Origin of the sequence: Paraburkholderia caffeinitolerans (assembly GCF_902859945.1) — a bacterium.
In the GTDB taxonomy this organism is placed as follows: domain Bacteria; phylum Pseudomonadota; class Gammaproteobacteria; order Burkholderiales; family Burkholderiaceae; genus Paraburkholderia; species Paraburkholderia caffeinitolerans.
In genome coordinates this window covers 38,321-61,253 of the sequence record NZ_CADIKL010000012.1, presented here as the reverse complement: position 1 = coordinate 61,253, position 22,933 = coordinate 38,321, and the positions used below count along the sequence as shown (strand labels likewise).

The window sequence follows — 22,933 nt, the reverse complement described above, 5'->3', positions numbered from 1 at the left end:
CGGACGGGTGGGAGGCATCCGGGCTTTATTACGTTCGAAATGGGTTGTGCGCAGGGCTTTATATCACGAAAATAGCGTAGTTCGGACTAGCACATTCCTTGACCGCCTGTCAGACGGGCCTTCCGGGGGTTGAAAACACCCTGTAAGCTCCTGATTCAAAAGCGTCTTTGCGAAAAAAATCCCATGCCTCGCCCCCTTTCCGCCACGATTCACACCGCTGCTCTCGCCAATAATCTCGCCGTCGTCCGCAAATACGCGCCGCAGTCGAAAATCTGGGCCGTGGTCAAAGCCAATGCCTACGGGCACGGGCTTGCCCGCGCGTTTCCCGGCCTGCGCGCGACCGATGGTTTTGGTCTGCTCGACCTCGAAGAGGCGGTGAAATTACGCGAGCTGGGCTGGGCCGGGCCGATCCTGCTGCTGGAGGGCTTCTTCCGGCCGACCGACATCGACGTCATCGACCGCTATAGCCTCACCACCGTGGTCCATTGCGACGAGCAGATGCGCATGCTCGAAATGGCGCGCCTGTCCAAGCCGCTCAACGTTCAGCTCAAGATGAACAGCGGCATGAACCGGCTCGGCTACACGCCGGAGAAATACCGCGCAGCGTGGGAGCGAGCGCGCGCCTGCCCCGGCATTGGCCAGATCACGTTGATGACGCACTTTTCGGACGCCGATACCCCGCGTGGCATCGGCGAGCAGATGGCGGCGTTCGAGCGCGGCGCGCAGGGCATCGCGGGCACGCGCAGCCTCGCGAACTCGGCGGCTACGCTCTGGCATCCCGAATCGCATTTCGACTGGGTGCGCCCCGGCATCATTCTGTATGGCGCCTCGCCTTCGGGTGTGGCCTCGGCGCTCGACGGCGTCGGTTTGCAGCCGGCCATGACGCTCGCCTCCGAGATCATCGCCACGCAGACCGTCGCCGAAGGCCAGAGCGTCGGCTACGGCTCGATCTTCACGGCGCGCCAGCCGATGCGTATCGGCGTGGTGGCCTGTGGCTACGCTGACGGGTATCCACGCGTTGCGCCCGAAGGCACGCCCGTGATCGTCGACGGTGTGCGCACGCGCGTGGTGGGACGTATCTCCATGGACATGCTCACGGTCGATCTCACGCCGGTGCAGGGCGCGGGCGTGGGCACGCGCGTTGAACTGTGGGGCGCAAATCTGCCAATCGACGATGTCGCGCAAGCCTGCGGCACGATCGGCTACGAGCTGATGTGCGCGGTCGCGCCACGCGTGCCGGTACGCGCGGAATAACCCCCAGCATGGCAAAAAGCATGGCGAAGGCAAAGACGCTCTATATCTGCACCGAATGCGGCGGACAGGCGCCGAAATGGCAAGGACAGTGCCCCGCGTGCGGCACGTGGAACACGCTGGTGGAGAGCGTCGCGGAGCCAGCCGGCAATCACCGCTTTCAGTCGCTTGCCAAGAGCGCGCCGGTGCGGCGTCTGGCCGATATCGAAGCGTCCGACGTGCCGCGTTTTACCACGGGTGTCGGCGAGTTCGACCGCGTGTTGGGCGGTGGACTGGTTGCGGGCGGCGTGGTGCTGATCGGCGGTGATCCAGGCATCGGCAAGTCCACGCTGCTGTTGCAGTCGCTCGCGCAGATTGCGGCCGAACGGCGCGCGCTCTATGTGAGCGGCGAGGAGTCGGCGGCGCAGATTGCGTTGCGCGCGCAACGGCTTGCCTTGCTCGATCCGGGTTCGAAAGCGAGCGAGTTGCAATTGCTCGCCGAGATTCAGCTCGAAAAAATCCAGGCGACCATCGAGGCCGAAAAGCCCGACGTCGCCGTGATCGACTCTATCCAGACGATCTATTCCGAGGCGCTCACCTCCGCACCCGGGTCGGTGGCGCAGGTGCGCGAGTGCGCCGCGCAACTCACGCGCATCGCCAAGCAGTCGGGCACGGCCATCATCATGGTTGGCCACGTGACGAAGGAGGGCAATCTCGCGGGCCCGCGCGTGCTGGAGCACATCGTCGATACGGTGCTGTACTTCGAGGGCGATACGCATTCGTCGTTCCGGCTCGTGCGCGCGTTCAAGAACCGCTTCGGCGCGGTCAATGAATTGGGCGTGTTCGCGATGACCGAGCGCGGGTTGCGTGGCGTCGCCAATCCGTCGGCGCTTTTTCTCTCGCAGCACGAGCAAAGCGTGCCGGGCTCTTGCGTACTGGTGACCCAGGAGGGCTCGCGGCCGTTGCTCGTGGAAGTGCAGGCGCTCGTCGATACGGCGCAGGTGCCCAATCCGCGCCGCCTTGCGGTCGGGCTGGAACAGAACCGCCTCGCGCTGCTGCTGGCGGTGCTGCATCGTCATGCGGGCATCGGCTGCTTCGATCAGGACGTATTCTTGAACGCGGTGGGCGGCGTGAAAATCACCGAACCGGCCGCCGACCTCGCCGTGCTGCTTTCCATCCATTCATCGATGCGTAACAAGGCGTTGCCAAAGGGCCTGATCGTTTTCGGCGAAGTGGGGCTTGCCGGTGAGATCCGACCCTCGCCGCGCGGGCAGGATCGCTTGAAGGAAGCGGCCAAGCTCGGTTTCACCTGCGCGCTGATTCCCCGCGCCAATGCGCCGAAACAGCCGATCGAGGGATTGAACGTCATTGCCGTGGAGCGGATCGAGGAAGCCATCGACCGCGTGCGCGAGCTCGAGTAGACCGGGTGCGCGGGCGCGGTCTGGCGCGTAATGATTGGTAACAACCCTGGTACGCACTGTAACCTTTTCGTTTTGTGATTTCCCTATGCTTTCGCGGATGCTCAACCCGCATCCAGCGGAAAGGATAGCGACTTGAAACAGACAGAATCGTCCATCGGCTTCGGCGGTAGCTCGGTCGTCGTGCGCGGCTGCCGGGTCTCCGAGCCGCTTTTGCAGCCTTGGGGCAGTAGCTGCCGGATCGTCGAGTGGATCGACAACGACGGCCGCATTTCGCGTCAGGTGGTGGCCGGCAACGTAACGGCGGCACAGGTGCGCAGCACCATTGCGCATCATGTGGAAGGCCGCAAACATGTGCTCTACGACGACGAGCGCTCGCCGCGTCAGACTTTGCCGCGCCGTTAGGCCGGAGCCTTCGGCTCGGCTTTGCTTCGTTCAATCTTTATCAATCATCGTGAAAATGGGCGCTTGATGCTCCGATCCGGAGCCGGCAAGCGCCTATTTTCGTTTACGGCTTCCTCACTCAGCCCCAGGGACCATAGTTGAACGGCTTCTTGCCGGGCGGCTGGCCGGCTGGCACCGGGTTGCTTCCGGCGGCAGCGGCGGGCATGCTGGCCGTGCCCTGGCTGGCTGCCCGGCGCGCTGCGGCTTCGCGCTGGGCCGCGGCGTCATCGAGCAGGGCTTGCAGCACCTCGGCGTTGAACAGCGGGTGATTGGCGGCCTCGCCCGGTGTGAGGACGGGGGAGACGCAACAATCGATCACCTCGAGTCGGTCGATCCACGTCTGCAGTGTTTCGCTCGCAATGAGCGCGGCAAACTCGCGCGTGAGCGCCGCCGCGTCCGACCCGCCTGGCGTCTGGCCGAGGCTCCAGTGCCGTTGGGCCCAATCCTCGCGGCCGATGGCCGTGCACAGCGTCTGCCAGAACTTCAGTTCGAGCGCGCCCACGGCGAGCCAGCGCTCGTCCTGCGTGCGGTACAAGTTGTAGCAGGGCACGCCGCCATTGAGCAGGCCGCCGCCGGGTTGGAGCGCCGCCGCGTCGTCGTTGGCGAGGGCGACGTGAGCCATCACGTTGTGCGCATGCGCCTGGTGCGCCATGGAAACATCGACGAAGCGGCCTTGACCACCACGCGCGACGTGCCAGAGCGCGGCGAGGATCTGCGTGAGCGCGGCCTGCGCGCCGCCGAGCAGGTCGGCGATCTGGAAGTTCGGCAGGGCGGGCTCGCCTTCGCGCGTGGCGATCTGGTCGAGCACGCCCGCGTACGCGATGTAGTTCAGATCGTGGCCCGCCCGGTCGGAGAACGGCCCCTTCGCGCCATAGCCCGTGATCGCGCAGTAGACGAGCTTGGGATTATTCGCACGCAAGGTTTCGTAGCCGAGGCCGAGCCGCTCCATTACGCCGGGGCGGAAGCTCTCGACGAGCACATCGGCGTCGCGCGCGAGCGCGAGCAGCACAGCGCGGCCGCCTTCAGATTTGAGGTCGAGCCGCGTCTCGCGCTTGCCCTGGTTGACGAGCCGGTAGAACGCGCCAGGGCGGCCCGCAACCTCGTCTTCGGCGCTTTGCATCATGTTGCGTGCTGCGTCGCCGGCGCCGGGCGGTTCGATCTTCAGCACGTCGGCGCCCATTTCCGCGAGGCGCAGCGTGGCTACGGGGCCTGGCAGGAGGCGGGTCAGATCGAGAACGCGCAGGCCCTGCAATGCGGGGGGGATCGACACTCTCTTCGACACTCGTTTGGCTCCAGATTAGCGCCTGACCGTTGTGAAAACCGCAGTGATAAATGCGGTGCTGACCGTGGCGCCGGTTGTGTCAGCCGATCTGCTCAAGTTCCTCGTGCGCGCCGAGCCAGTCGGCTTCGAGCGTTTCGAGGCGCGCCTGGACTTCGGCTTGACGGCGGATGGCTTCGGTCAGCCGTGTCTTTTGCGCCGGCTCGTAGCTGGCGGGGTCGGCGACGAACGCGTCCAGCGTGCCTTTCTCCGCGTTGAGCGCGTCCATCTCCTTTTCTATCTTGCCGATTTTCGCCTGCAACGGCTTTTTCAGGTGCGAAAGCCGCTGGCGCGTCTCCGCTTCCTGGCGGCGCTGCTCCTTGCGGTTCACGCCGGCGTCGCCCGCTTCGCCATCCAGCGCATTTGCCGTGCCGAGCGCCGCGCTCTTGATAGCCGCGCGCTGTTCGGCGGCGTGCTGGAGCAGCCAGTCGCGGTAATCGTCGAGATCGCCGTCGAACGGTTGCAGGCGGTGTTTCGCGACCAGCATGAACTGGTCGGTGGTGGCGCGCAGCAGATGCCGGTCGTGCGACACGAGGATCAGCGTGCCTTCGAACTGCGCGAGCGCCATGGTGAGCGCGTGGCGCGTTTCGAGGTCGAGGTGGTTGGTCGGCTCGTCGAGCAGCAGCAGGTTCGGCTTCTGCCAGATGATGAGGGCGAGCGCAAGACGCGCTTTCTCGCCGCCAGAGAACGGGGCAATCGGCGCCGTGGCCATCTCGCCCGGAAAGTTGAAGCCGCCCAGAAAGTCGCGCAGTTCCTGCTCGCGCGTATCGGGCGCGAGGCGCGCGAGATGCTGCAGCGGCGTGTCGTCGGGGCGCAGCGTTTCTAGCTGATGCTGCGCGAAATAGCCGATCTGCAGACCCTTGCCGGTACGCAACTCGCCCGAGAGCGGCGCGAGCGTGGCGGCGAGCGTCTTGATGAGCGTGGACTTGCCTTGCCCGTTCGCGCCGAGCAGGCCGATGCGCTGGCCGTTCTGGATCGACAGCGCGACGCCCTCGACGATGGGCGTTTCGCTGCCGTCGTCGGCACGATAGCCGCAGCGCACGGTGTCCATCACGAGCATGGGATTGGGCGCGGAGTCGGGCGTGCGGAATTCGAACGTGAACGGCGAACTCGCGTGCGCGGGCGCGATCAGCTCCATCTTCTCCAGCGCCTTGACGCGGCTTTGCGCCTGGCGCGCCTTGGTGGCCTTGGCCTTGAAGCGGTCGATGAAGCTTTGCAGATGCGCGACGGTCTTCTGCTGCTTTTCGTAGGCGCTTTGCTGGAGCGCCATTTGCTGTGCGCGCAGGATCTCGAACTGGGAGTAGTTGCCGCCGTAGCGTTTGACTTGCTGGTTCTCCAGATGCAGCGTGACGTTGCAGACCGAATCGAGAAACTCGCGGTCGTGCGAGATCACGACGAGCGTGCCGGGATAGCGGTGGAGCCAGTCTTCGAGCCAGACGATCGCGTCGAGGTCGAGGTGGTTCGTGGGTTCGTCGAGTAGTAGCAGGTCTGAACGGCACATCAGCGCCTGGGCGAGGTTCAGGCGCATGCGCCAGCCGCCCGAGAAGCTCGCCACGGGCTGCTGCGTTTGCTCCATGGTGAAGCCGAGGCCGAGCAGCAGCGCCTCGGCGCGCGCGGGCGCGGTGTAGCCGTCGGCGTCTGCGAAGGCGGCGTGCGCTTCGGCCTCGGCCGCGCCGTCGTGGACCGCGGAGGCCGAGGCGATGCGCGCCTCGATGTCGCGCAGCGCGGCGTCGCCGTCGAGTGCGTATTCCAGCGCGTTTTTCTCGACGGCCGGCGTTTCCTGGGCGACGTGGGCGATCTGCCACGACGGCGGCATCGAAAAGTCGCCTGCATCCGCGTGCAGCTCGCCGCGCAGCACGGCGAAGAGCGTGGACTTGCCCGCGCCATTGGCGCCGACTAGGCCGACCTTTTCACCCGGATTCAGGGTGAACGAGGTCTGGTCGAAAAGCGGCTTGGTGCCGCGAGCAAGGCTGAATTGGTTGAAGCGGATCACGAGAGCGCCAGCACTGACAATACGGAAAGCGCTATTTTAGACTGCGTCGCAGCTGTGCCGGCATCGGCCGGACGGCTAACGCCGGTCTCGGGCCGATTCTCCGCTCCATTCAGCCATTCGGCCAGTCTGTGGCGGACAGGTTTTCTCACGTAGACTGGCGCTTTCGTTGGGAGAGCCAGATGTCGACGGTTTATTCGTTTTCGGCCGCGCCGCTCGGTGGCGGCGCGCCCGTGAGCCTCGAGCAGTACGCGGGCAAGATCATGCTGGTCGTCAATACGGCGAGCGAATGCGGATTCACGCCGCAGTATCAGGGCTTGCAGAAGCTCCACGAGCGGTACGCCGCGCGCGGCCTCGCGGTGCTCGGTTTTCCGTGCAACCAGTTCGGCAAGCAGGAGCCGGGCGACGCCGCGCAAATCGGCGCCTTCTGCGAGAAGAACTTCGGCGTCACGTTTCCGATGTTCGAGAAGATCGAGGTGAATGGGGCCAACGCGCACCCGCTGTACCAGTGGCTCAAGGGCGAGGCGCCGGGCGTGCTCGGCATCGGGCGCATCAAGTGGAACTTCACGAAGTTTCTTGTGGGCCGCGACGGCAAGGTCGTCAAGCGCTATGCGCCCGCCACGAAACCCGACGCCATTGCGGCGGACATCGAGCAACTGCTGTAAGGGCGCACGGGCTGGCCCGCGGGCTAGCTACAGAATGGGTGCGAACAGGCGGGCAACATGCATCGAGATCTTGCGCCACGCGTGGGCGTCGCGGTATTCGCCGCGGTCGATCTCGAAGGCCTGCTCGAAGTCGTGCTGCAGCATCGCTTCCACTTCGGCGGCAAAGCCGCGATGCACGGTCAGCACCATGATTTCGAAATTCAGGCGGAACGAGCGGTTGTCCAGGTTCGCGCTGCCGATGGCGGCGGCTGTGTCGTCGATCAGCACGACCTTCTGGTGCAGGAAGCCGGGTTTGTAGCGGAAGATGCGAATGCCCGCACGCACCGCGTCATAGGCGTAGAGCGTGGACGCCTCGAACACCACGAAGTGATCGCGCCGGCTCGGGATCATGATGCGCACATCCACTCCGCGCAGCGCCGCGAGACGCAGCGCCGAGAACACCGCTTCGTCGGGCACGAGGTAAGGCGTGGTGATCCAGACGCGCTTTTTTGCGGCGTTGATGGCCTCGACGAAAAAGAGCGAGCAGGTCTCCTGACGATCGGCGGGGCCGGTGGGCATCACGAGGCAGTGCATGTCGTTGCTGTCCCGTGATTCGACCCGCGGCTCGACTCGCTGCGTCACGGCGGGCGGTTCGCAGCCGGGCAGTTCCTGGGTGACCCAGTACCAGTCTTCGGTGAAGGCGAACTGGATGTTGGCCACCACGGGTCCGCGCACCTCGATATGGGTGTCGCGCCACGGCGAGAGCGGCGGCTTCGCACCCAGGTATTCGACGCCTACGTTATGGCCGCCCACGAACGCGCGCTCGCCGTCCACCACCACGATCTTGCGGTGGTTGCGGAAGTTGAGCTGGAAGCGGTTGACGAAGCGGCGCTTCGCCGAGAACGGATGCACTTCGATGCCGCCCGCGCGAAGGTCATGCACGTAGCGCGCCGGCAGGTCGAAGCTGCCGATGCTGTCGTAGAGGAACAGCACGCGCACGCCACGCGCGGCGCAGGCGAGCAGCGTGTCCTTGAGCATGTCGCCGAGCGCGTCGGCGCGCACGATGAAGAATTGCACGATCACGTAACGGCGCGCCTGTTCGATCGCGTCGAAGATCGCGGAGAACGTGACTTCCCCGTTGACGAGCGTGCGCACCGTGTTGCCCGCCACGAGCGGCATGCCGGCCAGTTGCGAGAACGAGCGGATCACCCGCGTGCTCAGTTCGTCGACTGGCCAGTCGCCCGTATTGGCCAGTTCGTCATCGGGGCCGCCGGGCGGGTGCCAGGTGGGCATGTGCGCGCGCGTGCGCAAGGTTTCGTTGCGTAGCCGCCGCGCGTCCGCGTAGCCCTCGAACTTGCTGCGGCCGAGGAACAGATAGGGGACTAGCGTGAAGTAGGGCATCGTCGCGAGCGAGACGGCCCAGGCGATCGCGCCTTGCGAGGTGCGCGTATTGAGGATGGCGTGGCATGCGGCGATCAGGCCGAGCAGATGTGTGATCGCGAGCAGAATGCCCAGGGTTGACCAGTCGAATCGCATAAAGGCGCGGGACGCTCCTGAAGCCGTGCGGTGCAGCCGTGAGTGCTGGCTGTGCGAACCGCGTGAGCCGGGAAACATTCATCTTACCGAACCCTGTCGCGTAGCGGCGATTCGGCTTGCACGCCGGCTTTGCGCCAGTCGGGAGCGCGTGATTGTGTTGCGATTGTGCGCCGCTGCCCGGCAGCGCTCTCGAGTATCTTCGAGTGCCGCCGGGCCGTTATTTCCCCATGCTCAGACCGGCAGGTCAGCAGCCTGGATCAGGAACACCTGGTCGTCGCCCGCGCTCGTCGAGAGCCAGACGAGTTCGAGGCCGCCGAACGCGGCTTCCACGTTCGCGCGTTCGTTGCCGATTTCGACCACGAGCACGCCTTCGTCGGTGAGCCACTTGCGGGCTTCGCCGATGATGCCGCGCACGATGTCCATGCCGTCCACGCCGCCCGCGAGCGCCATCTCCGGCTCGTGGCGGTATTCGGGCGGCAGCGCCTGCATCGATTCGGCGTTCACGTACGGCGGATTCGTAATGATCACGTCGTAGCGGCGCTCGGGCAACGGCGCGTACAGGTCGCCTTCGAAGAGCGCGATGCGCTCGTCGAGACCGTGCTCGTGCACGTTTCGCGCCGCGACTTCGAGCGCGGGCGCCGAGAGGTCGACGGCGTCGATGTCGGCGTTCGGGAACGCGTGCGCCGCGAGGATCGCGAGGCTCGCGGAGCCCGTGCACAGTTCGAGCACGGCGGTGACCTGCTCGGGGTCTTCCACGTAGGGCTGCAAACCGTCTTCGAGCAGTTCGCCGATGAACGAGCGCGGCACGATCACGCGCTCGTCCACGTAAAAGCGCAGGCCGTGCATCCACGCTTCCTGCGTGATGTAGGCGGCGGGCACGCGCTCGTTCGCGCGGCGCTCGATCACGGCGAGCACCTTGTCGATTTCCTCGGGCGCGAGGCGCGCGTCGAGAAACGGATCGAGCAGGTCGAGCGGCAGATGCAGCGTATGCAGGATCAGATACGCGGCCTCGTCGTAGGCATTGGTCGAGCCGTGGCCGAACGCGAGATGCGCGGCCGAAAAGCGTGAGACGCCGTAGCGCAGCAGGTCGCGCACGGTGGAAAAGGTCGTGGCTAGCGAATGGGGCATGTCTTTGACTCCAGCAGTAGGCCGTCAGGCGATCAGTTGTTCCAGCACGCGACGGTACACGTTCTTGAGCGGGTCGATGAATTTTACTTCGATATGCTCATCGATCTTGTGGATGCTGCCATTAGGCGGTCCGAACTCCACGACTTGCTCGCACATGCGCGCGATGAAGCGGCCATCGGACGTGCCGCCCGTGGTCGACAGCTCCGTGGTCACGCCGGTCTCGTCGAGGATCGCCTGTTCGAGCGCGTTCGAAAGCGCGCCGCGTGGGGTGAGGAAGGGCAGGCCGCTCACGCTCCAGTGCAGGTCATACTCGAGGCCGTGCTTGTCGAGAATCGCGTGAACGCGCTTTTGCAGGCCTTCGACCGTGCTCGCGGTCGAAAAACGGAAGTTGAACATCACGTCGGCGTGGCCAGGAATCACGTTGGAGGCGCCGGTGCCGCTATGGATGTTGGAAACCTGCCACGTGGTGGGCGGGAAGTATTCGTTGCCGTCGTCCCATTTTTCGGCGACGAGATCGGCCAGCGCCGGCGCGAGCAGATGCACCGGATTCTTCGCGAGGTGCGGATAGGCAATGTGGCCCTGCACGCCCTTCACGACAAGCTTGCCCGACATCGAGCCGCGCCGGCCGTTCTTTACGCAGTCGCCGAGCGTGTGCGTGGAAGTGGGCTCGCCCACGATGCAGTAGTCCATCTTTTCGCCGCGCGCCTGCAGCGCTTCGACCACCTTGATGGTGCCGTCGGTGGCAGGACCTTCCTCGTCGCTCGTGATGAGAAAGGCAATCGCGCCGCGATGCTGCGGGTGCGCGGCCACGAACTCCTCGCTCGCCACCACGAAGGCCGCGAGCGAGGTCTTCATGTCGGCGGCGCCGCGGCCGTAGAGCACGCCGTCGCGGTGCGAGGGCTGGAATGGCGGCGAACTCCATTGTTCGATCGGGCCGGTGGGCACGACGTCGGTGTGGCCCGCGAACGCGAGCAGCGGGCCTGCGGCGCCGGCCGTGCCGCGCTTGACGGCCCACAGGTTGGTCACGCCGTTGGATTCGATCGTTTCGCACGCGAAGCCGAGCGCGCCGAGGCGTTCGGTCATGATGCGCTGGCAGTGCTGGTCGTCGGGCGTCACGGACGCGCGGGCGATCAGGGCTTCGGTAAGGGCGAGGGTGGCGGACATGAATGAACCACTTTCAATAAAAATGCCGGCGCCGCTGATCGAACAGGGGCCGGCAACAGCAAGGGAAAACAGTTTCAGGCGAACAGCGCCGCGCTCAAGCGAACAGCGCCTCATACTGTTCGGCGGAAAAACCCAGCGTCTTCACACGGCCATTCACGGCCACGACCGGCCGCTTGATGATCGACGGCTTGTGGATCATCAGCGCGATCGCGCCGGCGGTCGTGTCGGCTTCGGCCTTGTGCACGTCGGACAGGCCGCGCCAGGTCGTGCCGCGCTTGTTGATGAGCAGATCCAGCGACACGTCCTTGAGCCAGTCCTGGACCAGCGCATTCGACACGCCGGCCTTCTTGAAGTCGTGGAATTCGAACTCGACGCCGTGCTCTTCGAGCCACACGCGGGCCTTCTTCACGGTGTCGCAGTTCGGAATGCCGTAGACGACGACGGTTTTTGCGGCCTTCGCCATTAGTCGCCTCGCAGCAGCTCGTTCAGGCCGACCTTGGCGCGCGTCTTCGCGTCGACCTTCTTGACGATCACGGCGCAGTAGAGGCTGTGCGAACCGTCCTTCGAGGGCAGGTTGCCGGCCACCACGACCGAGCCGGCCGGAATGCGGCCGTACGTGACTTCGCCGGTTTCGCGGTCGTAGATCTTGGTCGACTGGCCGAGGTACACGCCCATCGAGATGACCGAGTTTTCCTCGACGATCACGCCTTCCACGACTTCCGAGCGCGCGCCGATGAAGCAGTTGTCTTCGATGATGACCGGGTTGGCCTGCAGCGGCTCCAGCACGCCGCCGATGCCCACGCCGCCCGAGAGGTGCACGTTCTTGCCGATCTGCGCGCACGAGCCGACGGTGGCCCACGTGTCGACCATCGTGCCTTCGTCGACATAAGCGCCGATGTTGGTGTACGACGGCATCAGCACGACGTTCTTCGCGATGAACGAGCCGCGGCGCGCGATGGCCGGCGGCACGACGCGGAAACCGCCCGCTGCGAAGTCTTCGGCCGTGTAGTTGGCGAACTTCGAGGGCACCTTGTCGTAGAACTGGCTGTAGCCGCCGGCGGGCATCGGCGCGTTGTCTTCCAGGCGGAACGACAGCAGCACGGCCTTCTTAACCCACTGATTGACGACCCAGTCGCCGTCCTTCTTTTCGGCGCAGCGCAGTGCGCCCTTGTCCAGTTCTGCGATCACGTGGGCGACGGCTTCGCGCACGTCGTTCGGCGCGGACTTGGGCGAGAAGTCGGCGCGGTTTTCCCAGGCGGTGTCGATGATCTGCTGAAGTTGTTGCGACATGATGGTGGTTTCGTGTGAGTTCAAATGCGTGACTCGCGCACCCGGTGGCGGGCGCGCGTACGGAAGATGGCTTTACTGTTACTGCTTGAGCGAGCGGCAGAAGTCGACGATGCGCTGCGCGCCCTCGATGCACTCCTCGACGTCGGCGACGAGCGCCATGCGGACGAAGTCTTTGCCGGGATTCGCGCCATGCGCTTCGCGCGCGAGATACGAGCCCGGCAGAACCGTCACATTATAGTCGGCGTAGAGGCGCTGGGCGAACGCGGTATCCGAGAGGCCAGTGCGCGCGACGTTGGCCCACAGATAGAACGCGGCGTCGGGCAGCTTTACGTCGAGCACGTCGGCGAGCATCGGCGTAATCGTCGAAAACTTCTGCACGTACTTCGCGCGATTCTCGCGCACGTGCGCCTCGTCGCCCCAAGCCGCGATGCTGGCGGACTGCCAGACCGGCGACAGCGCCGAGCCGTGGTACGTCCGGTAAAGCAGAAACTGCTTGAGCAGTGCCGCGTCGCCCGAGACGAAGCCCGAGCGCATGCCGGGCGCGTTCGAGCGCTTCGAGAGGCTCGAGAGCATGATCAGGCGCTCGAAACCGCAGCCGAGCCGGTGCGCGGCTTCGAGGCCGCCGAGCGGCGGATGCGCTTCGTCGAAGTAGATTTCCGAGTAGCACTCGTCGGAGGCGATCACGAAGCCGTAGCGATCGGAGAGCGCGAACAGTTCGCGCCAGTCGTCGAGCGTGAGCACGGCGCCCGTCGGGTTACCCGGCGAGCAGACATAGAGCAACTGTGTGCGCGCCCAGACCTCTACGGGAACCTGAGAATAATCGCAGGCGAAGTTGCGGCTGGGATCGCTGTTCACGAAGTATGGCTCGGCGCCCGCAAGCAGCGCGGCGCCTTCGTAGATCTGGTAGAACGGATTCGGACAGAGTACGATCGGCCGCTTTGCCGGATCCCTCGCGCCAGCCGTGGGATTCACGACTGCCTGGGCGAGCGCGAAAAGCGCTTCGCGCGAGCCGCACACGGGCAGCACTTGCGTGTTCGCGTCGATGGCGGGCAGGCTATAGCGCTCGGTCACCCATTTCGCGATCGCCTCGCGCAGCGCGGGGCTGCCGGCCGTGGCCGGGTAGGCCGACAGGCCGTCGAGCGAAGCGACGATGGCATCGCGGATAAGCGCGGGCGTCGGGTGTTTCGGCTCGCCGATCCCGAAGCTGATGTGGCGCAGGCCGGCATTCGGCGCGACGTCCTTGAAGAGCGCACGCAGCTTTTCGAAGGGATAGGGCTGGAGAGAGTCGAGTAGCGGATTCACGGGCTTGGCGGGTGAAATGCGAAAGACGGTTGGACAGCGCGCGGCGCAATGGCCGGCATCGGCGGCCTGGTTCCGGCGACGATGTGACCCGATGCAACCCGGCGCGACGATGTCGTGGCCATGATAAGGCCGGTTGCTGCGGTGTCTGGCGGCGCGATCCGGCATGGGTGGCGTGGATCGCGGCGGCATGGAGCTTGTCGCGCGTCGGGGGTGGCTGCTGCGGCTGGAAAAGCGTGAATTATAACTTGGCGATGCACGGCCTGCGGGCGCACCGGTGTGTGCGCAGGCGAGCCATGTAGTCGGGAATGTGGGCCCGGGAGGCCCAATGGGCGGGCTTCGGCGGTGCAGGTCGCCTGCGCATGGCACAGCGCGCATACCGCACATATGGCGACAAGCAGGGCAAACAGGCAGGACAGTCAGCAACAAACGAGAAACAGCAAAGGAAACAAGGGAGGAGTATGCAGTCCGAAAAGCAGCCGATACGCGCTGCCGCCATGGGGATGCGGTACGGGAGGGCCGGGCAATGAACGCGAGCCTGAAGTCCGGCTGGCCGACGCTTGCCATCATGATCGGCGCCTCGGTGTGGGGCGTGATCTGGTATCCGCTGCGCACGCTCGCGAGCCTCGGCCTGACCGGCACGGCCGCTGGAGCCGCGACTAGCGCGGCGGGGTGCCTCTTTGTGCTGTTGCTGCGCCACCGCTCGATCGCCACGGTGCGCTGGCACTGGGTGCTGCCGATGCTCGGGCTGGCCGCGGGCGTGGCCAATATGGGCTTCGTGTGGGGCGCGATCCACGGCGAAGTGATGCGGGTGCTTCTACTTTTCTACCTCACGCCGGCATGGACGGCGATCTACGCGCATTTCATCCTGAACGAGCGCCTCACGGGGCCTGGCGCGGCGCTCTCCGCGCTGTCGCTGCTGGGCGCGGCGCTCATGCTGTGGTCGCCGAAGCTCGGTGTGCCATTGCCGGCCAACGCGGCCGAATGGGCGGGACTCGCGGGCGGCATGGGCTTTGCGATGAGCAATGTGCTCGTGGTGAAGACGAGCCGCGTGTTGCCGCAGATGAAGCCGGAGATGCGCACCGCCGTGATTTTCGGCGGTGCGGCGCTCTGCGGCGCCGTGGCGTCGCGCTTCGAGCCGACGCCGGTGCTGCACGCCGGCGAGCCGCTGGCGCACATCGTGCTGCTGGTGGCCCTGCTTGGGCTGCTGCTCAGCTCGAACAACATGCTGGTGCAATACGGTCTCGCGCGCGTGCCGGCGAACCGCGCGTCGATCATCATGTTGTTCGAACTCGTGGTGACCGCGCTCTCGTCGTGGCTGCTCGCGGGCGAAACGCCGGGGCCGCGCGAGATGGCGGGCGGCGCATGCATCGTGCTCGCCACGCTGCTGTCGAGCTGGGTTCACCGCGCGCAGGACGCCAGGCAGAGCGGCAAGCATGCGAGCGCCGACGCCAGCGTGATTGCCCACGCGCAAGCGTGTCCCATCGACGAAAGCGGCGATGCCGATGACGGTGCGAATGACCCCGGCGGCCCCAGCGCTTCGCCGCGCAGCGGGCGGAAAGGCGCGCGCACGATGGTATGATTGCCGCTGATCCTCGCCGGGCGGGCGCGCACAAGGTGCTTCGCGCGGCGAGCCGTGGCGGCTGCCCGAGATGTAGTGCCCGAAGTGCGCGCAGCATTCGATGCGTGACCCATGCGCGTGCAGCGCGTGGCATGCGGCGCGGGCGGTCCCGTTCACTCTCCCTATTCAAACAGCGATATCGCCGTGCGTCTGACCTCGATTAAACTCGCTGGCTTCAAATCCTTCGTCGATCCCACGCACTTCCAGGTCCCGGGCCAACTCGTCGGCGTGGTCGGGCCCAATGGCTGTGGCAAGTCGAACATCATCGACGCCGTGCGCTGGGTGCTCGGCGAATCGCGCGCCTCGGAGCTGCGCGGCGAGTCGATGCAGGATGTCATTTTCAACGGTTCCACCGCGCGCAAGCCCGGTAGCCGCGCGAGCGTCGAACTCGTGTTCGACAACGCCGACGGGCGCGCTGCTGGCCAGTGGGGCCAGTACGCCGAGATCGCCGTCAAGCGCGTGCTCACGCGCGACGGCACCTCGAGCTACTACATCAACAATCTGCCGGCGCGCCGGCGCGACATCCAGGACATCTTCCTCGGCACCGGCCTCGGGCCGCGCGCGTACGCGATCATCGGGCAGGGCATGATCGCGCGCATCATCGAGGCTAAGCCCGAAGAGCTGCGCGTGTTCCTCGAAGAAGCCGCGGGCGTCTCGAAGTACAAGGAGCGCCGCCGCGAGACCGAAAACCGTCTGCACGACACGCGCGAGAATCTCACGCGCGTGGAGGACATCGTGCGCGAGCTCTCCACGAACCTGGAGAAGCTCGAAGGCCAGGCCGTGGTGGCGACGAAGTTCCGCGAGCTGCAAGCCGAAGGCGAAGAAAAGCAGCGCCTGTTGTGGCTCTTGCGCAAGAACGAGGCGGCCGGCGAGCAGCAGCGCCAGCAACGCGCGATCGAGCAGGCGCAGATCGATCTGGAGCGGCACACCGCACAACTGCGCGAAGTCGAAGCGCAGCTCGAAACGCTGCGCGTCGCGCATTATTCGGCCAGCGACGCGATGCAGGGTGCGCAAGGCTCGCTCTATGAAGCGAACGCCGAAGTGAGCCGCCTTGAAGCGGAAATCAAGTTCATCGTCGAGTCGCGCAATCGCGTGCAGGCGCAGATCGCGGCGCTCACCGCCCAGCGCGAGCAATGGCAGGCGCAGGCGCAGAAGGCCCAGGACGACATCGCGGACGCCGAAGAGCAGCTCGCGATGGGCGAGGAAAAGGCGGCCATCGCCGAGGAGCAGGCGGCGGCGAAGCAGGAAGCGCTGCCCGCGCTCGAAAACCGCTGGCGCGACGCCCAGTCCCAACTGAACGACGAGCGCGCGGGCATCGCGCGCACCGAACAGGCGATCAAGCTCGAAGCCGCGCATCAGCGCAACGCCGACCAGATGCTCCAGCAGCTTCAGCAGCGCCACGAGCGCCTGAAGTCGGAGGAAGGCGGGCTAGACGCGCCCGACGAAGCTCAGCTCGAAGAGTTGCGCATGCAACTGGCCGAGCAGGAAGAGATCCTGCACGACGCGCAGCAGCGTCTTGCCGATGCGCAGGAAACCGTGCCGCGGCTCGACGCCGAGCGTCGAGCCGCGCACGAGCGCGTGCAGGCCGAAAGCGCGCAGATCCATCAGCTCGAAGCACGCCTCGCCGCGCTTAAGCAGCTTCAGGAGAACGTGCAGACCGAAGGCAAGATCCAGCCGTGGCTCGAACGCCATGAACTGGGCGCGCTGCCGCGTTTGTGGAAGAAGTTGCACGTCGAAGCTGGCTGGGAGACCGCGCTCGAAGCCGTGCTGCGCGAGCGTCTTGCCGCGCTAGAAGTGTCGAACCTCGACTGGGTGAAGGCATTCGCGACCGACGCGCCGCCGGCCAAGCTCGCGTTCTACGCGCCGCCGCCGGCTGGCCAGGCGCTGGCCGCGCCCGCGGGCCTCACGCCGTTGCTCTCGCTCGTGCGTATCGACGATGCCGGCCTGCGCGCGGTGCTCAACGAATGGCTCGGCACGACCTTCGTGGCCGCCGATCTGGCCGAAGCGCTTTCGCAGCGCGCGCAGTTGCCCGAGGGCGGCGCGTTCGTGGTGAAGGCCGGCCACATGGTGACGCGCGTGGGCGTGCAGCTTTATGCCGCCGACTCTGAGCAGGCGGGCATGCTGGCGCGCCAGCAGGAAATCGAGAATCTCACGCGTCAGGTGCGCGCCCAGGCGCTGCTCGCCGATGACGCACGCGCTGCCGCGGTGCGCGCCGAGGCTGTGCACACCCAGGCGGCCCAGGCGCTCACCGAAGTGCGCCAGCAGGTCGAACGCGCGACGCAGCGCGGGCACGCGCTGCAGATGGACGTGCTCAAGCTCACCCAGGCGCACGAGCGCTACACGGCGCGCAGCACGCAGATTCGCGAGGAACTCGAAGAGATCCGCGCACAGATCGAAGAGCAGCGCGCATTGCGCGCGGAGTCGGAGGCGAACTTTGAGCGCCACGACGCCGAGCTCGCGGAGTTGCAGGCCCGCTTCGAAGACAATCAACTGGCGTTCGAGTCGCTCGACGAGGAGTTGGGCAGCGCCCGCAACGAGGCACGTGATCTCGAACGCGCGGCGGGCGATGCGCGCTTCGCGGCGCGCAACATGGTCAATCGCATCGAAGAGCTCAAGCGCAACATTCAGGTCGCGCATGACCAGAGCGAGCGCGTGGCCACCTCGCTCGAAGACGCGCGCGCGGAACTGGAAACGATCAACGAGCAGACTGCACACACGGGCCTGCAGGACGCACTGGAAATCCGCGCGGAGAAGGAAGAAGCGCTGCGCTCGGCACGCGCCGAACTCGACGACCTGAGCGCGAAGCTGCGCGCGGCCGACGAGACGCGTCTCACGGCCGAGCGTGCGTTGCAACCGCTGCGCGACCGCATCACCGAATTGCAGTTGAAGGAACAGGCCGCGCGCCTGAACGGCGAGCAGTTTGTCGAGCAACTGCAGGCCGCGGGGGTGGACGAAGCCGCGCTGCAGGCGAAGCTTTCGCCAGACCTCAAGCCGCCGTATCTGCAAGGCGAGGTCACGCGCATCAACAACGCGATCGCCGCGCTCGGTCCGGTCAACATGGCCGCGCTCGACGAACTGGCTGCTGCGAAGGAGCGCAAGACTTTCCTCGACGCGCAGTCCACCGACCTCACGAGCGCGATCGAAACGCTCGAAGACGCGATTCGCAAGATCGACCAGGAAACGCGCACGCTGCTGCAAGGCACGTTCGACGAAGTGAACCGGCATTTCGGCGACCTGTTCCCGCGCCTCTTCGGCGGTGGTCAGGCCAAGCTCATCATGACCGGCGACGAGATTCTCGACGCCGGCGTGCAGGTGATGGCGCAGCCGCCCGGCAAGAAAAACTCGACGATTCACCTGCTTTCGGGTGGCGAGAAGGCGCTCACCGCCACGGCACTGGTGTTCGCGATGTTCCAGTTGAACCCGGCGCCGTTCTGTCTGCTCGACGAAGTGGACGCGCCGCTCGATGATGCCAACACGGAGCGCTTCGCCAATCTGGTGCGCGCGATGTCGGACAAGACGCAGTTCCTGTTCATCTCGCATAACAAGATCGCGATGGAGATGGCGCAGCAGTTGATTGGCGTGACGATGCAGGAGCAGGGTGTTTCGCGCATCGTTGCGGTCGATATGGAAACGGCTGCTGGTTTCTCACAGAATACGGCCTGATGGCCACGCACGCGGCGCGCGTGTCCCTGAGGACGTAGGGACGAAGCGCGCCGCCGGAAAAGAATTGCAGATGGAGCATGCATGGATCAGTTGACTCTCGGGTTGATCGGCGCGGGTGCCGTGGTCGTCGGGGGCGTGGTGGTGTACAACGCGTGGCAGAGCGCCAGGGTGCGTCGGCGCATGCCGCGTCCCATGCCCGAGGAAACGGCCGAGGCGCCGTTGCGCGACGACCTGAACGAGCAGAGCCCGTTCATCGAGCCGGCTCGTGCGCCGGCCAAACGCGAACCGTCGCTCGCGGGCGGCAGTGCCGCCGAGGAGCGCATGGAGCCGGGCTTCGGCGCGGTGGCGCCCGCCGATACGCCAGTGGACATCCAGGCGGAGAGAACTTCGCCGAATGGCTTTTCGAACGATGAGCCCGACGAGGCCGAAGGTGAGGACTCGCGTGCGTCCTCAACGGAGCACGGCGAGCCGGCGGCTCACGTCGCAAAGGACGAGAAGCACGACGAAAAGCGCGATGAAAAGCCGGGTGAAAAGCGCGCTGAAGACGATCGCGTCGAGCCGGTGCTGCCTGCCGCCACGACGATCTCGTCGGCGCCGCCCGCCATCGTGGATCGGCGCATCGACTGCATCGTGCCGATCCGGCTCGGCGGGCCGCAGCCCGGCGAGCGCGTGATTCCGCTTGCGCAGCGCCTGCGCCGCGCGGGCAGCAAGCCAGTGCATATCGAAGGCAAGCCCGAAGGCGGCGATGGTTGGGAACTGCTGCAAAACGGCGTGCGTTACGAAGAATTGCGCGCGGCCGCGCAACTGGCGAACCGCAATGGCCCGCTCAACGAACTGGAGTTCTCCGAGTTCGTTGCGGGCGTGCAGCAGTTCGCGGATGCGCTCGACGGTCTGCCCGAATTCCCGGACATGACGGAAACCGTAGCGATGGCCCGCGAACTCGATGGCTTCGCGGCGCAGTGCGACGCCCAGCTTTCGATCAACGTGCTCTCGGACGGCGCACCGTGGTCGGCGAACTACGTGCAGGCGGTGGCGGCCCAGGACGGCCTGCTGCTCTCGCGCGACGGCACGCGCTTTGTCAAGCTCGACTCGAAGCAGAGCCCGGTGTTCATGCTGCAATTCGGCGACACCAACTTCTTGCGCGACGATCTTACTTACAAGGGTGGCCAGATGATCACCCTGGTCCTCGATGTGCCGGTGGCCGACGAAGACATCCTGCCGTTCCGCCTGATGTGCGATTACGCGCGCTCGCTCGCGGAGCGCATCGGCGGCCGCGTGGTGGACGATCAGCGCCGGCCGCTGCCGGAGTCCGTGCTGCAGTCCATCGACAAGCAGCTCATGACGCTCTACGCGAAGCTCGAGCAGGCCGGCATTCCGGCGGGCTCGCCGGCCACGCGGCGGCTCTTCAGCCAGTAACGACGAACGCTTGATCATCGCAAGAGACGCGGCGCCATCATGGCGCCGCGCTTTTTTTGTGCGCCGTGCAAACGCGGGTCGTTCGGCGACGCACGAAGCTGGCCGTTCGGCCGATGCCACAGCGATGGCTTCCTGAGATAATCTGACAATCCAGATCACTTAGAAGAAACCGCCCCAAGCATGGTCCGTACTCCCGCCCGTCCTTCCGAAGAGTCCACTGCGGCGCAGCGCGCGTCGTGGTTGCGCGCCGAACTCGAGCGCGCCAATCACGCGTACTACGTACTCGACCAGCCGGAGTTGCCCGACGCGGAATACGACAAGCTGTTCCGCGAACTCCAGCAGGTCGAGTCCGAGCATCCGGAACTCGTCTCGCCCGATTCGCCCACCCAGCGCGTGGGCGGCGAGGCGGCAGCGGGCTTCGAGCAGGTGGTGCACGACGTGCCGATGCTCTCGCTCAACAACGGCTTTGCCGACGAAGACATCGTCGCGTTCGACAAGCGAGTGTCCGACGCGCTCGACAAGGCCGAAGGCGACCCGGTCGAGTATGCCTGCGAACTCAAGTTCGACGGCCTGGCTATTTCGCTGCGCTATGTGGACGGCGTGTTCGTGGAGGCTTCCACGCGCGGCGACGGCACGACAGGCGAGAACGTCACGGAAAACGTGCGCACCATCCGTTCGCTGCCGCTGCGGCTCAAAGGCCAGCGCGTGCCGAAGGTGCTCGACGTGCGCGGCGAAGTACTGATGTTCCGCCGTGACTTCGACCGTATGAACGAGCGTCAGCGCGAGGCGGGACAGAAAGAGTTTGCGAACCCGCGCAACGCAGCGGCAGGCAGTCTGCGCCAGCTCGATTCGAAGATCACCGCGCAGCGGCCGCTGTCGTTTTTCGCCTATGGCATTGGCGGGCTCGAAGGCGAGCCCATGCCTGCCACGCACAGCGAACTGCTCGACTGGTACGCGGAAATGGGCCTGCCAGTGAACAGCGAGCGTGCGGTCGCGAAGGGCGCGCAGGGACTGCTGGAATTTTTCCGCGCCGTGGGCGAGAAGCGCGAGTCGCTGCCCTACGACATCGACGGCGTGGTCTACAAGGTCAACCGGCGCGACGAGCAGGACAGGCTCGGCTTCGTCTCGCGCGCGCCGCGTTTTGCGCTCGCCCACAAATTCCCGGCGCAGGAGGCGCTCACGAAGGTCGTCGCCATCGACGTGCAGGTGGGCCGCACGGGCGCCATCACGCCGGTCGCGCGGCTCGAACCGGTGTTCGTGGGCGGCGCGACCGTCACCAATGCCACGCTGCACAACGAAGACGAAGTGCGCCGCAAGGACATCCGCATTGGCGACACGGTGATCGTGCGCCGCGCGGGCGACGTGATTCCCGAGGTGGTGAGCGCGCTCGCGGAGCGCCGCCCCGTGGACGCTCGCGAGTTCGTGATGCCCACCGAGTGCCCGGTGTGCGGCTCGGGCATCGAGCGCCTGCCCGACGAAGCGATCGCGCGTTGCACAGGGGGCCTCTTTTGTCCGGCGCAGCGCAAGCAGGCGCTATGGCATTTCGCGCAGCGCCGCGCGCTGGATATTGACGGTCTGGGCGAAAAGATTATCGACCAGCTGGTCGACCAGAATCTCGTGCGCACGCCGGCCGATCTGTTCAACCTAGGCTTCTCCACGCTGGCCGAGCTCGAGCGCATGGCGGACAAGTCGGCACAGAATCTGCTGGACTCGCTCGAGAAGGCCAAATCCACCACGCTGGCGCGCTTCATCTACGCGCTGGGGATTCGCCACGTGGGCGAATCCACGGCGAAGGATCTGGCGAAACATTTCGGCTCGCTCGATCCGATCATGGACGCGTCCATCGAGCAATTGCTCGAAGTGAACGATGTCGGGCCGATCGTTGCCGAGTCGATTCATCGGTTCTTTGCGGAAGAACATAACCGCACTGTAATCGAGCAACTGCGTGCACCGGGCAAGGTCAGATGGGCGGACGGTCCTCCCGCGCCGAAAGCGCCGGTGGGTGTGCTGGCGGGCAAGACGGTGGTGCTCACCGGCACGCTGCCCACGCTTACGCGCGATGCAGCGAAAGAAATGCTGGAAGCGGCCGGCGCGAAGGTGGCCGGCTCGGTGTCGAAGAAGACCGACTACGTGGTGGCGGGCGCCGAAGCAGGCAGCAAGCTTGCGAAAGCCGAGGAACTCGGCGTGCCGGTGCTCGACGAAGAAGGGTTGCACAAGCTCCTGGAGAGGCACACGACATGATTCGCGAAATTCTCAGAATGGGCGATCCGCGCCTGCTCGGTATCGCCAGACCGGTCGACCATTTCGACACGCCCGAATTGCACGAGCTGATTGCCGACATGTTCGATACGATGCACGCGGCTAACGGGGCAGGGCTCGCCGCTCCGCAGATCGGCGTCGACCTGCAGGTCGTGATCTTCGGCTTCGAAGACAACGAGCGCTATCCGGAAGCGCCGCCGGTGCCGCAAACCGTGCTGATCAACCCGGTCATCCATCCGCTTTCGCACGACATGGAAGAAGGCTGGGAAGGCTGCCTTTCGGTGCCCGGCCTGCGCGGCGCGGTGAGCCGCTATTCGATGATCCGCTACAACGGCTTCGACCAGTACGGCAATTCCATCGAGCGCGTGGCGGAAGGCTTTCACGCGCGCGTGGTCCAGCACGAATGCGATCATCTGATCGGCAAGCTGTACCCCATGCGCATCACCGACTTCTCGAAGTTCGGTTTCACCGACATCCTGTTCCCAGATCTCGATCCCACGAGCGACGAATGAG

General features: G+C 65.7%; 17 protein-coding genes. 9 read left to right on the top strand and 8 right to left on the bottom strand.

The annotated features are described in order from the left end of the window. Window positions 1–183 precede the first annotated feature (183 nt). The 3 genes from alr to HV773_RS14285 all read left to right on the top strand — a co-directional run bounded on the left by alr (window position 184) and on the right by HV773_RS14285 (window position 3,053). A complete protein-coding gene (gene alr / locus HV773_RS14295) occupies window positions 184–1,254 on the top strand; it encodes an alanine racemase (RefSeq protein WP_129561876.1) in 1,071 nt (356 codons plus the stop codon). A gap of 20 nt (window positions 1,255–1,274) precedes the next feature. Beyond that, window positions 1,275–2,651 (top strand): DNA repair protein RadA, encoded by a 1,377-nt coding sequence (gene radA / locus HV773_RS14290; protein ID WP_129561877.1) that lies wholly within the window; start codon window positions 1,275–1,277, stop codon window positions 2,649–2,651. A 132-nt stretch (window positions 2,652–2,783) separates the two neighbouring features. Next, window positions 2,784–3,053, top strand: coding sequence for a DUF2866 domain-containing protein (locus HV773_RS14285; RefSeq protein WP_129561878.1), 270 nt, complete (start codon window positions 2,784–2,786; stop codon window positions 3,051–3,053). Window positions 3,054–3,171: 118 nt separating this feature from the next. Here the strand turns inward: HV773_RS14285 and HV773_RS14280 are convergent, their stop codons facing one another. Both HV773_RS14280 and HV773_RS14275 read right to left on the bottom strand, forming a co-directional pair. Next, window positions 3,172–4,344: a CaiB/BaiF CoA transferase family protein gene (locus HV773_RS14280; protein WP_129563320.1), complete on the bottom strand. Its 1,173-nt coding sequence runs from the start codon at window positions 4,342–4,344 to the stop codon at window positions 3,172–3,174. A 109-nt stretch (window positions 4,345–4,453) separates the two neighbouring features. Beyond that, complete coding sequence (locus tag HV773_RS14275) at window positions 4,454–6,403, bottom strand: ATP-binding cassette domain-containing protein (RefSeq protein ID WP_129561879.1); 1,950 nt, start codon at window positions 6,401–6,403, stop codon at window positions 4,454–4,456. 179 nt (window positions 6,404–6,582) lie between these two features. Between HV773_RS14275 and HV773_RS14270 the strand changes: the two genes are divergently transcribed. Beyond that, window positions 6,583–7,065 (top strand): glutathione peroxidase, encoded by a 483-nt coding sequence (locus tag HV773_RS14270; RefSeq protein ID WP_129561880.1) that lies wholly within the window; start codon window positions 6,583–6,585, stop codon window positions 7,063–7,065. 27 nt (window positions 7,066–7,092) lie between these two features. Here HV773_RS14270 and cls read toward each other — a convergent pair whose 3' ends face one another. The 6 genes from cls to dapC form a co-directional block, all read right to left on the bottom strand. Further along, window positions 7,093–8,580: a cardiolipin synthase gene (gene cls, locus HV773_RS14265; RefSeq protein ID WP_129561881.1), complete on the bottom strand. Its 1,488-nt coding sequence runs from the start codon at window positions 8,578–8,580 to the stop codon at window positions 7,093–7,095. A gap of 231 nt (window positions 8,581–8,811) precedes the next feature. After that, the gene (gene prmB / locus HV773_RS14260) at window positions 8,812–9,708 is read right to left on the bottom strand and encodes a 50S ribosomal protein L3 N(5)-glutamine methyltransferase (protein WP_129561882.1); all 897 of its coding nucleotides are present in this window, start codon (window positions 9,706–9,708) and stop codon (window positions 8,812–8,814) included. 24 nt (window positions 9,709–9,732) lie between these two features. After that, complete coding sequence (gene dapE / locus HV773_RS14255; RefSeq protein WP_129561883.1) at window positions 9,733–10,872, bottom strand: succinyl-diaminopimelate desuccinylase; 1,140 nt, start codon at window positions 10,870–10,872, stop codon at window positions 9,733–9,735. A 94-nt stretch (window positions 10,873–10,966) separates the two neighbouring features. Beyond that, window positions 10,967–11,335 (bottom strand): ArsC family reductase, encoded by a 369-nt coding sequence (locus tag HV773_RS14250; RefSeq protein WP_129561884.1) that lies wholly within the window; start codon window positions 11,333–11,335, stop codon window positions 10,967–10,969. After that, a complete protein-coding gene (dapD, locus tag HV773_RS14245; RefSeq protein WP_129561885.1) occupies window positions 11,335–12,162 on the bottom strand; it encodes a 2,3,4,5-tetrahydropyridine-2,6-dicarboxylate N-succinyltransferase in 828 nt (275 codons plus the stop codon). The genes HV773_RS14250 and dapD overlap by 1 nt, the downstream gene beginning before the upstream one ends. A 78-nt stretch (window positions 12,163–12,240) precedes the next feature. Further along, window positions 12,241–13,464 (bottom strand): succinyldiaminopimelate transaminase, encoded by a 1,224-nt coding sequence (dapC, locus tag HV773_RS14240; RefSeq protein WP_227875383.1) that lies wholly within the window; start codon window positions 13,462–13,464, stop codon window positions 12,241–12,243. Between the two features lie 523 nt (window positions 13,465–13,987). Here dapC and HV773_RS14235 point away from each other — a divergent pair. The 5 genes from HV773_RS14235 to def all read left to right on the top strand — a co-directional run bounded on the left by HV773_RS14235 (window position 13,988) and on the right by def (window position 22,932). After that, entirely contained in the window at window positions 13,988–15,043 is a 1,056-nt protein-coding gene (locus HV773_RS14235; protein ID WP_129561886.1) for a DMT family transporter, read from the top strand. Window positions 15,044–15,226: 183 nt separating this feature from the next. Continuing rightward, a complete protein-coding gene (smc, locus tag HV773_RS14230; RefSeq protein WP_129561887.1) occupies window positions 15,227–18,745 on the top strand; it encodes a chromosome segregation protein SMC in 3,519 nt (1,172 codons plus the stop codon). Between the two features lie 81 nt (window positions 18,746–18,826). Continuing rightward, complete coding sequence (locus HV773_RS14225) at window positions 18,827–20,161, top strand: cell division protein ZipA C-terminal FtsZ-binding domain-containing protein (RefSeq protein ID WP_129561888.1); 1,335 nt, start codon at window positions 18,827–18,829, stop codon at window positions 20,159–20,161. 180 nt (window positions 20,162–20,341) lie between these two features. After that, window positions 20,342–22,402, top strand: coding sequence for an NAD-dependent DNA ligase LigA (ligA, locus tag HV773_RS14220; RefSeq protein ID WP_129561889.1), 2,061 nt, complete (start codon window positions 20,342–20,344; stop codon window positions 22,400–22,402). Next, window positions 22,399–22,932, top strand: coding sequence for a peptide deformylase (gene def / locus HV773_RS14215; RefSeq protein ID WP_129561890.1), 534 nt, complete (start codon window positions 22,399–22,401; stop codon window positions 22,930–22,932). Before ligA ends, def begins: the two co-directional genes overlap by 4 nt. Window position 22,933: the final 1 nt, after the last annotated feature.